The organism is Methylomonas sp. PHL2-19, assembly GCF_059331595.1.
On sequence record NZ_CP196839.1, the window covers coordinates 3,555,545 to 3,568,292 of the forward strand.

General features: G+C 51.4%; 11 protein-coding genes. 8 read left to right on the top strand and 3 right to left on the bottom strand.

Annotation, left to right across the window (positions count from 1 at the left end; translation table 11 throughout):
* The first annotated feature begins 148 nt into the window (after positions 1 to 148).
* The 4 genes from ACR02O_RS16445 (at position 149) to ACR02O_RS16460 (ending at position 4,169) form a co-directional block, all read left to right on the top strand.
* Entirely contained in the window at positions 149 to 970 is an 822-nt protein-coding gene (locus tag ACR02O_RS16445) for a hypothetical protein (RefSeq protein ID WP_319961313.1), read from the top strand.
* A gap of 325 nt (positions 971 to 1,295) precedes the next feature.
* Positions 1,296 to 1,817: a DUF1097 domain-containing protein gene (locus tag ACR02O_RS16450; RefSeq protein ID WP_494522029.1), complete on the top strand. Its 522-nt coding sequence runs from the start codon at positions 1,296 to 1,298 to the stop codon at positions 1,815 to 1,817.
* A 429-nt stretch (positions 1,818 to 2,246) separates the two neighbouring features.
* Entirely contained in the window at positions 2,247 to 3,794 is a 1,548-nt protein-coding gene (locus tag ACR02O_RS16455) for a hydroxymethylglutaryl-CoA lyase-like TIM-barrel protein (RefSeq protein WP_494522030.1), read from the top strand.
* A 231-nt stretch (positions 3,795 to 4,025) separates the two neighbouring features.
* Positions 4,026 to 4,169 carry a hypothetical protein gene (locus ACR02O_RS16460; RefSeq protein ID WP_458137814.1) on the top strand — a complete coding sequence of 48 codons (144 nt, stop codon included), beginning with the start codon at positions 4,026 to 4,028 and terminating at the stop codon, positions 4,167 to 4,169.
* A gap of 344 nt (positions 4,170 to 4,513) precedes the next feature.
* Here the strand turns inward: ACR02O_RS16460 and ACR02O_RS16465 are convergent, their stop codons facing one another.
* Positions 4,514 to 6,661 (bottom strand): hypothetical protein, encoded by a 2,148-nt coding sequence (locus tag ACR02O_RS16465; RefSeq protein WP_494522031.1) that lies wholly within the window; start codon positions 6,659 to 6,661, stop codon positions 4,514 to 4,516.
* Between the two features lie 310 nt (positions 6,662 to 6,971).
* Between ACR02O_RS16465 and ACR02O_RS16470 the strand changes: the two genes are divergently transcribed.
* Genes ACR02O_RS16470 through leuB form a run of 3 tightly spaced genes read left to right on the top strand, consistent with a single transcriptional unit; the run spans position 6,972 to position 8,607 of the window.
* On the top strand, positions 6,972 to 7,181 hold the full coding sequence (locus ACR02O_RS16470; protein ID WP_415878482.1) for a hypothetical protein: 210 nt from the start codon (positions 6,972 to 6,974) through the stop codon (positions 7,179 to 7,181).
* A 57-nt stretch (positions 7,182 to 7,238) separates the two neighbouring features.
* On the top strand, positions 7,239 to 7,466 hold the full coding sequence (locus ACR02O_RS16475) for a hypothetical protein (RefSeq protein ID WP_494522032.1): 228 nt from the start codon (positions 7,239 to 7,241) through the stop codon (positions 7,464 to 7,466).
* Positions 7,467 to 7,500: 34 nt separating this feature from the next.
* Entirely contained in the window at positions 7,501 to 8,607 is a 1,107-nt protein-coding gene (gene leuB, locus ACR02O_RS16480; RefSeq protein WP_445369684.1) for a 3-isopropylmalate dehydrogenase, read from the top strand.
* A gap of 141 nt (positions 8,608 to 8,748) precedes the next feature.
* Here the strand turns inward: leuB and ACR02O_RS16485 are convergent, their stop codons facing one another.
* Positions 8,749 to 10,824, bottom strand: coding sequence for a carbon starvation CstA family protein (locus ACR02O_RS16485; protein ID WP_494522033.1), 2,076 nt, complete (start codon positions 10,822 to 10,824; stop codon positions 8,749 to 8,751).
* Between the two features lie 240 nt (positions 10,825 to 11,064).
* Here ACR02O_RS16485 and ACR02O_RS16490 point away from each other — a divergent pair, with 240 nt between their 5' ends.
* Positions 11,065 to 11,556, top strand: a complete 492-nt coding sequence (locus ACR02O_RS16490; RefSeq protein ID WP_415878486.1) for a cytochrome P460 family protein — start codon at positions 11,065 to 11,067, stop codon at positions 11,554 to 11,556.
* A 26-nt stretch (positions 11,557 to 11,582) separates the two neighbouring features.
* On the opposite strand, the gene ACR02O_RS16495 is transcribed toward ACR02O_RS16490, so the two are convergent.
* On the bottom strand, positions 11,583 to 12,530 hold the full coding sequence (locus ACR02O_RS16495; RefSeq protein WP_494522034.1) for a histone deacetylase family protein: 948 nt from the start codon (positions 12,528 to 12,530) through the stop codon (positions 11,583 to 11,585).
* Between the last annotated feature and the right edge of the window lie 218 nt (positions 12,531 to 12,748).

Sequence of the window (12,748 nt, forward strand, 5' to 3'; positions counted from 1 at the left end):
GCCTGCCGCGGTGCTAATCTACTTGAACCGCTGGACTGCCTGCTGCATGAGAGCGACGATATTGACGGGTTGAATTGGTCATCAAACTAAAGGTTTAGACCTCTTGGGAAAATGATTTTCAAGCGCTTTTAAATTGGAGAAATACGTTATGTCTAAATTACGATTTGTTGTTTCCACGTTGGCGTTGGCTTGGCTACCCAATGCTCAGGCGGCCTACAGCGGTAGTCTGTCGTTTGTTCAACCTACCGGCACTGTCGTTGCGACCGATAACATTCCGATTTGGTTGAAACTAAGTTTGGACGCCACATCGGATCCCTTGGTTTTTTCCAGCACAGGTGGCGGTAACCCGCCGTTTGGCATCAATCCGGCCAACTACCCAAGCAGCTTTACTTATTACGATTCAAACACTAGCCAAAGCAGATACATAGACAATGGCGTACTTATCACCGTGGATAGTATTTCTTTGAGTACTTCTATTGGTTGTGCCGGTACATTTCTGGCCGATAGCTGCTCTTCCGGACCTTACGAATTCAATTTCGACTCCAGCCCGAACAGTATCCTAAGTAAACAGAATATCGCCTTAAACCCTGGCGATAGCGTTGAGTATTTGCTTGGCGAATTTACCCCGAAAAATGGCGCAGCCGCAGCCGGCGAATACGAGTTTTATGCGTCGGGATTGAGTCTATATTTTTACGGTACGGTTAGGGCTCCGAAATTAGATGAAAACGGTGCACCGGTTCTGGATGGGAACGGAGATCCGATTTTGGAGGATTTTGTTAACGCCGACGGTAGCCTGGAAATCGCCAGCACCGCATGTGCAGCGCAACCCGATCCAACTTGCTCAGAGAAATTTGCGCGGACAGTCGTCGCAGCTCCCGTGCCTGTGCCCGCCGCGTTTTGGTTATTTGGTTCAACCCTGCTCGGTTTTGTAGGCTACCGCCGGCGCAATATCTTTACGCGGTCTGTCTGAGTCTTAATTAAAGCACGTCTGTCTTCGCAAATACTCTTAGCCGCCAGCCCTTAAATATGCTGGCGGTTTTGAGGTTTGCAGCCAAATAGTTCAGGTTGCGCGCCAGCGTTACCTGACACTTCCGCCAGTCGAAATGATCAAGCCCCATAACAGTGCATGCGTTTAAACCAGCCGAGGATTGGTATCTGGAGGCTATTCTCTGCTACCATTCAAATCGGTCGAGGCGGGATTGCTTGGCCGTAAATGGATTTTGGTTTTGCAGGGCAGCCTCAATGCATCATCGAGCAAACCACTATCGATGAGGCGCAATATTAGAGGGACAATAATGGACAAACTTACAGCACTTTCTTTAAGCATCGGCGTATTGGCGGGCGTAGCCACATTTTTGGCGGTGGGACCGGCTAGCGGCGTGTTCTTTATCTGGGCAGCCACCATTGCCTGGGCAGCCTATTTATTCTTGGGTGCGACCAAGGAAGCCTTAAAAAATACTATCGTCTGCGGGATTTTCGGCGTATTCATGGCCTGGGTAACGGCGATTATCTTGACCGGGATTTCGCCGGACACTGCCTTAGGTTTTCCAACAATGGCCGCCATTACCGTGACTTTTGCAGTCGTGGTGATGTGCCTGGCCGCCAATTTTCCGCAATTGGCAACCATTCCCGCCAGCGTTTTGGGCTATTCGTCTACCTTCGCGTACTTATTGCAAACCCCGGACAAGTTGACACAGGAAGTCTTGTTCGGCGCATCGCTGAGCAATCCTTTGCTGGTGATTTCAATCTCAATTGTAGTGGGTACTTATTTTGGTCAGCTTTCCGCGCAATTAGCGGCTAAGTGGACTAAAGAGTAACCACATTTTTAGGCTGAACCGTCGGGGTTACCGGCAAACACCCACTCCGATTGTTCGGCAAAAATAGGCGGAATGTAAAAACTCCGCCTAACCACCAAAAATATCTGTCGTTTAATCATCGTTCCACTCAGAACTCTTCGGCTCCCAGCGAGGAACGCGAGTGCCGATTTCCCTCCCCTGAGTTTCGCTGCTCGCAGCCCCGGAATTAGCCGCAAATTGCCAATTCATTCTGTTTTAGGCGAAAATGGCGCGTTACGCATAGCTCAGTCTCTTTCGGAATAAGCAATCAGATTGCTCATAAACCGCGCGACCAGCTTATGCACAATGGCCATTTAATGAAGATGCACGGGGTGTCGCTATCGCTCTACCCTGTCTACGCATTAACTTGGTCAGATACCGCTACAGGACGCATCGAGAACAACAAAAATCATGTCTACCCATTCAAGACACATCCAGTTAATGGATACCACGCTGCGCGACGGCGAACAGACCCAGGGCGTTGCTTTTACTCCGATGGAAAAAGTCAGCATAGCCAAAGCTTTGTTGCAGTTTTTGCGCGTTGACCGCATAGAAGTGGCTTCGGCGCGGGTTTCGGAAGGCGAGAAGGAAGCCGTCAGCCTGATCAATCAATGGGCACGACACGAAGGTTTTGCCGAGCGCGTTGAAGTCTTGGGCTTTGTCGATCATACCCGCAGCGTCGATTGGATCAAATCGACTGGTGGTAGCGTGATCAATCTGCTGGCCAAGGGCAGCGAAAAACATTGCCGCGAGCAACTCGGCAAAACCCTGGATCAGCATAGTGCCGATGTGCTGCAAACCATAGAATACGCCCACGAGCAAGGCTTAAAGATCAATGTCTATCTGGAAGATTGGTCCAACGGCTACAAAGACAGCCGGGATTACGTTTACGGTTTGATGGAACGCTTGCAACAAGCCCCGATCAGCCATTTCATGCTGCCGGATACCTTGGGCGTGATGGCGCCTGACGAAGTATTCGCCAGCTTTAGCGATATGTGCCAGCGCTACCCGACGCTGCAATTCGATTTCCATCCGCACAATGATTACGGTTTGGCGACCGCCAACGTCATGGCGGCGGTGCGGGCCGGCGTCAGCGCGGTGCATTGCACTGTCAACTGCTTGGGCGAACGGGCCGGCAACGCTTCCATTGCCGAAGTGGCGGTGGTACTACGCGATAAAATGGCGATGGAACTGTCCGTGGACGAGAGCCATTTGGTGCGCATCAGCGAAATGGTGGAAAACTTCTCCGGCAAGCGCGTCGCCGCCAATGCGCCCATCGTCGGTGCCGACGTGTTCACCCAAACTGCGGGTATCCATGCCGATGGCGACCAGAAAGGCGGTTTGTATAAAACCAAGCTCGGCCCTGAACGTTTTTCCCGTATCCGCAGCTATGCCTTGGGCAAAATGAGTGGGAAAGCCTCGTTGAAAAAAAACCTGGAGCAACTGGAGCTGGATCTGTCGGAAGAAGACCAGAAGAAGGTTCTGGCGCGCATCGTCAGTATCGGCGATTCCAAACAAACCATTACCACCGACGACCTGCCATTCATCATCGCAGATGTGCTGGAAAGCAAGAGCTATCAGCACATCAAACTACTGGCTTGCTCGATCAACAGCGGCCTGGATTTGCCGTCTACGGTCAGTATCCGCGTGGATGTCAAAGGCGAGAAACACCAGACCACCGGGGCCGGCAGCGGCGGTTTCGACGCCTTTATCGACGCCATCGGCAAGGTATTGCAACATTACGAATACACCTTGCCGACGCTGGCCGATTTCGAAATCCGCATCCCCAAAGGCGGCCACACCAGCGCTTTGACCGAATGCGTGATTACCTGGGATTGCGGCACCGAACTGCGCAAAACCCGCGGCGTACACGTCAACCAGGTGTTTGCCGGGATTTTAGCGACCATCAAGTTGATCAACATCCAGTTGCATGAAAAGGCCAATAGCCCGCAAGCATAGATGAGCGGCCCGCAGGACAGCCTGCCAAGCCGAAAGCAAACGCCTTCAATCCCTAACCCAGTCATTGTCCGAGGAAAATCTGCTCGTCGAGTTGTACCGAATTTAAGGCATCCACATAGTGAATTTTGATACAGCAAGCCATCATAATTTATATCGAGAAAATACTATGCGGACCACCGTAACCATTGACGACACCTTATACCAAAAGCCCTGAAAATCGCCGACCCGGACATGGATAAAGCCGAAATCTTCCGGGAAGCGATGAAAACCTTTGTATGCGTTCAGGCCGCCAAACGCTTAGCTGCCTTGGGCGGGAGCCTACCGGAGATGACTGATATTCCCCGAGAACGCGGCCAAACCAACTCGTCCGCATGATATTGGTCGATACCTCGGTTTGGGTTAACCCATTTCAAAAATCGTAACGAGGATTTGGTTCGGTTACTGCTTTCCGATTCGGCCTTGATTCACCCTCTGATCATTGCAGAATTGGCCTGTGGCGCGCCACCTGCGCCGAGAGCCCAAACCCTGAACAACCTACGCCAGTTAAGGCTTTGTAACCAAACGAACTGTAAGAGTTTATCGAGCGGGAAGCGCTGTTTGGCTTGGGCTGAGCGCTTCGGCGTGGCTTATCAAACATCGCAGTCCCGAATTGAAATCTCAGATTCGTAGGCTGGGAAAATTTGCCCATAATTAGGTCATTAAATCCTACGGAATTATTTTTAGGGTGAGTAGTTTCCGAAAAATTTAGAGTAATCAAACCAATACGGTGTTGCAGTTGCCCAAACGGTGTCGCCGTATTGGTTTTGTAAAAGCAGAAATGCTTGTTTTGAACTTGGGCCATGACCAACACATCCGTATCTAGTGGTGCGAATAGCATGATGCAGATTGGAAGCCTGCTGTTTACGAACCGCATCCGATGCCGGATTCTTGATTTTTCTGGCAATCACCGCTTCTGATAAATATTGCGGTGCATCCGGTATAGCTTCTAGCGCCGCTATTTCCTGTTTATCCAGCAACTGTTTGTAAGGGTGCTTGGCGAACGCGGCTTTTTGGCGTTCGATATACGGCGCAAACTCGGCGCTGATGTCGCCGCGAAATAGCAAATTACCGTAAGGTGTCACCTTTGCATAATCAAAAAGCCGGTCTTCCAACTTGCGCTGATCAAAACGGCACCACCAGTTATTGTCCTTGTGATTGAAGATATCTATGGCCTTGAAATTGTCTTCCACTTCATTTTCCCTGGCGTTAACCAGTGGAATCCCGGTAAAGGGTTGCGGTCTGAAGCGCGGCATACGCAACATCAAATCAATGTAATCGTTTTTGCTGTGGTTATCGACAGCGCTTAAAACTCGCTCACGAATCGATGGATTCAGTTTTGCAACCAATGCCGAATACTGGTTGATGGTGTGGTCATCCATGTTTAACAGAAATGCTCGTGTTAACGCTGCACGCGCCAGATAACCCCGGTCGCTACTTTCGATATTGCCAGCATCCGCCAATTGATACAAGGCTTTGGCTGGCAACATATTGAGCAAATACTGCCAAAGCCCTTCGTCGTTTTCAAGAAGCAAATCGTCGCGATAATCCCATAGATTGTGCTTGGGTGCCGAGGCGATGACTTCGTTCCACTCGGATGCCAACAAGTTGCGCCAGTGGTTAAAACTAACGGGATATTGTTGACGAATAACTTGCAAAGCCAGTCGCGCGTCGTCGGTGTTGCCGGCATACACCAGCCAACGCAACAAGTTTTTTAAGCTTTTTCCGTGCGACCGATTGGTGTATGGGCGGCGGCCAAGCCTTCCATCGAATAAAGTTTTATAACTGGCGTAGTTTTTTATCAAGTCTAGGGCAGCGCCGTGTTCACCCCGGCCTAAATGGAGACGGATCAGGTTTTCCCAAAGATCAAACAGCCATTCCCGATATTCGGGGGTTTCGCCTTGCCATGAATTCGTCAAAAAAGGAGTTGCGCTTTTTATGATCTCGCCGGCTAGAGGCGTCTGGGGATGAGTCCGCGTAATGGCTATTTGCAGCCATTCTCCACCGTCTCCGTGTTGCCATCTCTTCCAGGCATGGCTGACTATATTTTGGTTTTGAGCCCAGTAAGCATGATCTTTCTGATGTAAAGCCCACAGCCAATCGGCGGTAAAAACGTTGTATGCCCATTGGGCCTGCATCCAGTCGACAAATTCATGCGCTGGCGCAAGGTTTTTTACTGCCTGCATGCGGGGCGACAGTGCTGCCGTATCGGTTATCCACCAATCCACCGCAAGGGAATCCGGCGCAAAGAGCGGAAAATAACCGTCAAGTTGCTCCAGCGCGTCAAAATAATCCTTATAAGCTTGGTTAAAATCGGCTGCATTTGCAGGGGCTATTTTAATTAAACTAATGAGCCATGCTAAATGTTTGCTGGCCAGCTCCGCTGTAATTGCTTTGACAGGCCAAGCAGTGGGATTCATTAGGATGAATCGATAGTTGGCTGCAATATCATGCACGGTTTTGAACGAAGGGTCGGCCAGTATACGGTCGGCTTTATCGTAAGCCTCGTCGGCGCGTTTAAGTTGGGCCAGACATCGCAGCGTCATGTAAGCCGCCGTAGCGCGAAGCGGGGCTTTCGAATCATTTTCGACCTGTTGATAGAGCTCTAAAGCCTTGTCGAACTCTCGCTTATAAAAATGGTAACTGGCCGACTGGTAAAGAAAATCGCTCGGAGCTCGGGAAGGCAAGGGCTTTAAGATCTTAATCGCTTGAGGTGGTTGACTGTTTGCGCGTCGGACATCGCAGGCGGAAAAAACTTTATCCTGATTCTCAGCCCATAGTTTTTGGTAGGCGTTAGCTTCCCCTAGTTCTAGACGAATTTGCTTTAACACTGCCAACGCATTGTCGTAATGACAAGCCGAATGACCATCCGATAACGGGCCTAATTGGTGTACCCCCATCCCCAACAATAATTTATGCCAGAACACTTCAAAATTTTGAATATCGCCGGAACTGTGATGTGGCGGAGCATCGGATCGGTATGCGTAAAGTTCTTCGGTTATTAGTTTTGGTCTATCTACAGCAAATGATGGCGATCCCAATACAAACAGCACGGTTGCAAGAAATGACGGTTTAGCTATTGACATGATATGGGGTATTTGAAGGTTGAAGAGCTAAATTTCACGGCTAACAAAATTTGCTATGGTGACATTAGCCAGCTTAGTTGATTTTGTCGAATGTTGTTGTAAACGGACGGTTGTTATTACGGGTTTTTCATCATTCCCACGCGCCGGCGTGGAAATGATGAAGGCCAGCTCCTTTGCTGCGGCAAATAAGCCGATTGCTGATTATCCATTCGCCACTGCTTTATTTTTTACTCGGCCGTTGAGCGAAACTTTCACCACCATCTAGGCTTTTTTCTCAGTCATTGGACAAATAACTCCAACTATTTCGCTCGGAGCTAAAACGATGGCGTTCGGCGAAAGAATGATCGAGAAAATTACTCGGTTTTCCGGCATCGGTGGGTTATTCAAGTCCTATGAGACGTGTTTTCTTCCCTGTGAATTAACAAAAAACGAATACAAATTCCGTCCCGATCAAGCTTTTCCTGCGTTTGTCAGCAAAGCCGTTTTTCGGCGGAAGCGTGGCGGCCAATCTGCTAAAATCCGCTGTTTATTTTTCGATAGAAATTCCTGATTTAACGCTTTAATCACTCAGCACTCACCATCTCATGAAAAATTACAAAATCGCAGTTCTGGCCGGCGACGGCATCGGCCCTGAAATCACCGCGGAAGCCATCAAGGTTTTGAAAGTCATCGAAGAACGTAACGACGTTAGCTTCGAGCTGATGCCGGCTTTGTTCGGCGCCTGCGCTTACTTCGCAACCGGCGATGCTTTCCCGCAAGCCACCATCGACATTTGCGATCAAGCCGACGCCATCCTGAAAGGCACCATAGGCTTGAATCACGAAGAATCGAAGAAAATCCCGGTCGACAAACAACCGGAGCGTGGCGCTCTGTTGCCGCTACGCCGCCGCTATAACACCTACGCCAACTTTCGCCCGGTTTTCCTACCGAGGTCGTTGGCGCATTTCTCGCCGCTGAAGCCGGAAGTGATCGGCGATGGCATCGATTTGATTATGGTGCGTGAGCTGGTCGGCGGCCTGTATTTCGGCCAAAAAGAAGCGGGAGTCAACGAGCAAGGCCTGCGTTACGTGCGCGAAACCCTGGAATACGACGAAGAACAAATTCGTCGCATCATGCACCAGGCCTTCAAACTGGCGCAAAAACGCCGCAAATTGCTGCACAACATCCATAAAAGCAACGTGCTGAAATCCAGCGTATTGTGGAACGAGGTGATGGAAGAAGTCGCCAAGGAATACCCGGACGTGCAAGTCGTCAATTATCTGGTCGATTCGGCCGCCACTGCACTGTGTCTGAAACCGACCCAATTTGACGTGATGGTGATGGAAAACATGTTCGGCGACATTCTCAGCGACCAAGGCGGCGGCATTTTGGGCTCGCTGGGCCTGATGCCGTCAGCGTGTATCGGCCCGGAAAAAGCCTATTACGAGCCATCCCACGGTTCGGCGCCGGACATCGCCGGCAAAAACATCGCTAATCCCTACTCGATGATCGGTTCGGTGGCGATGATGCTGGAAAACAGCTTTGGTATGGAAGCGGAAGCGAAAAACGTCTGGGCGGCGATGCAGGGCGTGTTTGCCGACGGCTACTCTACCGCCGACTTATCCAAACCCGGCAGTGGCGTCACCATGATCAGCACGGTTGAATTTGGCGACAAAGTGGTGGCAAAGCTACGGGAAATGCCTAAAGTCTAATAAGGGCTTGCCATACGATAACGCGGCGCAGGCTGCGTTATCTTTGCTTCTACAAGCCTCGTATCCCAGTTGCTGGTATTAACGTCAAGGACGGGTGATTAAAACAGTATCCGCCGCGACGCCTACTTTTTCGAAAATGCTTTAGTCCCTTACCCACTCTTCAACCAAACGGCTGGGTGTATGCGGCGATTCGCTGGATTGCGGGTGGTTTTTGCCGGCGATGACGCAATAAATCACCCGCAGGGTGTCTGCCAGTAATAGCCAGGTGATCAGCATAAATAAGCTGGTTAAACCGGCGTTCAAGTAATCGTTGAAAATCAAATGCGGTGCATTTTTGATTTGCTCGGCTGGCAGAGCGCCGTTGGCAAGTCTGGCGGATAAATCTGCGGCATGCGATAAAAATCCCACCCGCAAATCGGCGGCAAACAATTTTTCCCAAGCGGCGGAGCTGGTGACGATAATCAGCCAGACCAAGGGTGTTGCCGTGACCCACACATATTTCAGTTTGTCCGACTTCACCAATATCGTGGTGCCCACGCATAAGGCTATTGCCGCCAGCATCTGGTTGGCAATGCCGAACAAGGGCCACAGGCTGTTGATGCCGCCTAAGGGATCGATAGTGCCCATGTACAGAAAATAACCCCAAGCTCCGACCACCACAGCGCTGGTCAGCAGTATGCTGGGATAGCTGTTGGTTTTAGGCAAACCAACATTGCTCAGAATATCTTGCAGCATGAAGCGGGCGACGCGGGTGCCGGCGTCGAGCGTAGTCAGAATAAACAAGGCCTCGAACATGATCGCAAAGTGATACCAGGCCGCCAGTAGATGCTCGCCGAACACTTGCGCAAACAAACTAGCCATCCCCACCGCCAACGATGGCGCGCCGCCGGTGCGGGCGAACAAGGTGGATTCGCCCATGGTTTTGGCCAGGGTTTGCATTTGTTCGACGCTCACCGGAAAGCCCCAGCTGCTGATTTTGGTGACCGCGTCCACCGCTTCCTTGCCGACGATGCCGGCCGGACTGTTGATGGCGAAATACACGCCGGGCTCTAAAACTGAGGCGGCGATCATCGCCATGATGGCAACGAAGGACTCCATCATCATCGCCCCATAGCCAATGAAGCGGGCGTCCTGCTCGTTAGCCAGCAGTTTGGGTGTGGTGCCGGAGGAAATTAAGGCATGAAAGCCGGAAATGGCGCCGCAGGCGATGGTAATAAACACGAACGGAAACAATTTGCCGCCGAAGATAGGCCCGCTGCCGTCGATGAACTGGGTCAAGGCCGGCATTTTCAATTCCGGGCGCAACACCACAATGGCAATCGCCAGCGCGCTGATGGTGCCCAGCTTCATGAAGGTGGACAAATAGTCTCGCGGTGCCAGCAATAGCCAGACTGGCAACACGGCAGCGGCAAAGCCGTACAAAATCACCATCAACGCCAGTTGCGGTGCGTCGTAATCGAACCAGCCACGGATGGTCGGATTGTCGTCGATCCAGCCGCCGCCCAGTACCGCAAAAATCAACAGGGACACGCCAATCAGCGTGGCTTCGGCGACTCGGCCCGGCCGCAACTGATTTAAATATAGGCCCATCAACATCGCGATCGGAATGGTTGCGGCGACGGTGGAAGTGGCCCATGGGCTGTGTTTCATCGCATTGACCACCACCAAGCCCAATACCGCGATCAGAATCACCATGATCACCATCACGCCCAACATAGCGGCCGTGCCGCCGATATTGCCCAGTTCATCCTTGGCCATTTGCCCCAGTGAGCGGCCGTCGCGGCGCACCGAGAAGAACAACGTGACAAAATCCTGCACACAGCCGCCTAATACGGCGCCGATCAAAATCCACAACGTGCCTGGTAGGTAGCCGAATTGGGCGGCCAAGGTCGGCCCAATTAAGGGGCCAGGGCCGGCGATTGCCGCGAAATGGTGCCCAAACACCACCCATTTATGGGTAGGCATAAAGTCGCGGCCGTCGTCGAAACGCTCTGCGGGAGTGGCGCGGCTTGAGTCCAATACCAAAACTTTGGTCGCGACAAATGCGCTATAGAAACGATAACCCAGCGCGTAAATGCAAATTGCCGCGACGATCAGCCACATACTATTGATGCTTTCACCGCGTTGCAAAGCAATGCCGCCAATGGCAACGGCGCCGATCAGGGCAACGCAAGCCCAGAAAAAAATGGACGGTACTTGTTTGTTGGGGCCAGACATGGCGGGTTCCTTTGGATTGTAATCGGTGTACTGCGTGATAGAGTTGGCAAAATGGTAGCATGTCAGCGTCAATTGCTGTTGGCGGATTCGCTTTGAAACAGGCTGTTTTTCCAGGTTTTACCGCTAATTCGCGATTGTCATCGACTGGTTTGATTCAGCTGGATTGAACAGGCGTTAGCCGCTAAGCTGCCAGCGTATAATAATGACTTGTATTCACTAGAGATAAAGGAGGACGAGAAGATGAACAGAACTATTTTCAGCGGCTTATGTTTGGCAGCGGTGGCGTTAATGCCGTTTAGCCTGGCTTTCGCGGAAGCCCAACCGACTGCTAAACCCGAACATGGCGAATACCGAGACTGGCGTTTGTTGGGCGTGTCTTTACGTCACGATAAAAACAGCATACGCGCCATCGTTGGTAACCATGTGGCTATCGCTGCCGCGCGTGCAGGTAAAGTCAAACCTTGGCCGGACGGCAGCATCATCGCCAAAATAAAGTGGGGCGAAAGAAAGCATCCGAATTGGGAACAAGCGACTGTGCCAGGCGAATTCACTGCTGCGGAAGCGATGGTGAAAGACAGCAAGAAATACGCTGAAACCGGCGGTTGGGGCTTCGGTATTTGGGAAGGTAAAACTTTAAAAATGTTGGATCAGGAAAAATCCGCACCTTGTTTTGCTTGCCATATGCCTATGAAAGACAGCGATTACGTTTATACCCTGCCTAATCTCCAATAAACGCGGTATTTGAGACGAGAGGCGGTTCATTCGCCTCTGGTTGGGCTGCCCATCAAGCTGCGGACATGAGCGGCAACACTGTTAGCTAATGCGCTTAGATTGTATCCGCCTTCCAATGCCGAAATGATTCGACCCTGGCAGCAGGCATCGGCGATGCAAAGCAATTCGTCGGTAATCCAGCGATAGTCGTCTTCCACCAGGTCCAGCGATGCCAAAGGATCGTCTCTATGGGCGTCGAAACCCGCGGAAACCAAAATCAATTCGGGCTTGAAGGTTTTCACTGCCGGCAAAATGGACTGGCGATATTTATCCCGAAACACCTCGCCGCCGCTGCCGGTAGGCAGGGGAATGTTGATGATGTTCCCGATACCGCTTTCCGAGGGATGGCCGCTGCCGGGGTAATGCGGCCATTGATGACTGGAAGCATAGAGCACTTGCGGCTGTTCGCAAAAAGCCGCTTGGGTGCCGTTGCCGTGGTGCACGTCAAAATCCACGATGGCGATTCGGGTCAGGCCGTAGCGGCTGCGGGCGTATTCTGCGGCAATGGCGATATTGTTGAACAGGCAAAACCCCATCGCATAGTCCGGCATGGCATGGTGGCCGGGAGGGCGGGTGGCGCAAAAAGCCCTGGCGCTTTGGCCGGTGCAAATTCTATCGACGGCATCGCACACTGCGGCCACGGCCCGCAGAGCTGCAGGTTTGGAACCGGGCGATACCACGGTATCCGCGTCAAAATTGGCGTAACCTTGTTCAGGAATGGTTGATAACACTTTCGCTATCATGGCCTTGCTATGTACCAGGCCAATCTTATCGAGAATATCGGTGGGAATATCGACTGTGATTCTTTGCAATGGTGCAAATTCGGGTGCCGACAAGGCTTGTTCGATCACATGCAGCCGGTCAATGCTCTCTGGATGGGCTACGCCGGTGTCGTGGCCCAAAAACTCCGGGTGACTATAGTAAAGTGTGCGCATAAGCTTACTCCTGCGGATGTTGCTTAAAGTCGTATCTTTATCGGATTGGCTTCGGCAGTGTATATCCCTCGCGCAAATATATCTATAAATATTAAGTGTTTAGCCTATTTTTTATTGATCTGAGTTTTTGCGCTGGGAGATAGCGGCGCGGGGGGTTCGTGGGTAAATAAGGGCTACAAATGATGGTATCGGCCGTGAAAAAGCTGTGCAGGAATCGC

What these genes read in the sequence shown, in the direction of transcription:
- ACR02O_RS16445 (WP_319961313.1), top strand. Translation starts at nt 149, where the DNA reads ATGTCTAAATTACGATTTGTTGTTTCCACGTTGGCGTTGGCTTGGCTA.
- ACR02O_RS16450 (WP_494522029.1), top strand. Translation starts at nt 1,296, where the DNA reads ATGGACAAACTTACAGCACTTTCTTTAAGCATCGGCGTATTGGCGGGC.
- ACR02O_RS16455 (WP_494522030.1), top strand. Translation starts at nt 2,247, where the DNA reads ATGTCTACCCATTCAAGACACATCCAGTTAATGGATACCACGCTGCGC.
- ACR02O_RS16460 (WP_458137814.1), top strand. Translation starts at nt 4,026, where the DNA reads ATGGATAAAGCCGAAATCTTCCGGGAAGCGATGAAAACCTTTGTATGC.
- ACR02O_RS16470 (WP_415878482.1), top strand. Translation starts at nt 6,972, where the DNA reads ATGGTGACATTAGCCAGCTTAGTTGATTTTGTCGAATGTTGTTGTAAA.
- ACR02O_RS16475 (WP_494522032.1), top strand. Translation starts at nt 7,239, where the DNA reads ATGGCGTTCGGCGAAAGAATGATCGAGAAAATTACTCGGTTTTCCGGC.
- leuB (WP_445369684.1), top strand. Translation starts at nt 7,501, where the DNA reads ATGAAAAATTACAAAATCGCAGTTCTGGCCGGCGACGGCATCGGCCCT.
- ACR02O_RS16485 (WP_494522033.1), bottom strand. Translation starts at nt 10,824, where the DNA reads ATGTCTGGCCCCAACAAACAAGTACCGTCCATTTTTTTCTGGGCTTGC.
- ACR02O_RS16490 (WP_415878486.1), top strand. Translation starts at nt 11,065, where the DNA reads ATGAACAGAACTATTTTCAGCGGCTTATGTTTGGCAGCGGTGGCGTTA.
- ACR02O_RS16495 (WP_494522034.1), bottom strand. Translation starts at nt 12,530, where the DNA reads ATGCGCACACTTTACTATAGTCACCCGGAGTTTTTGGGCCACGACACC.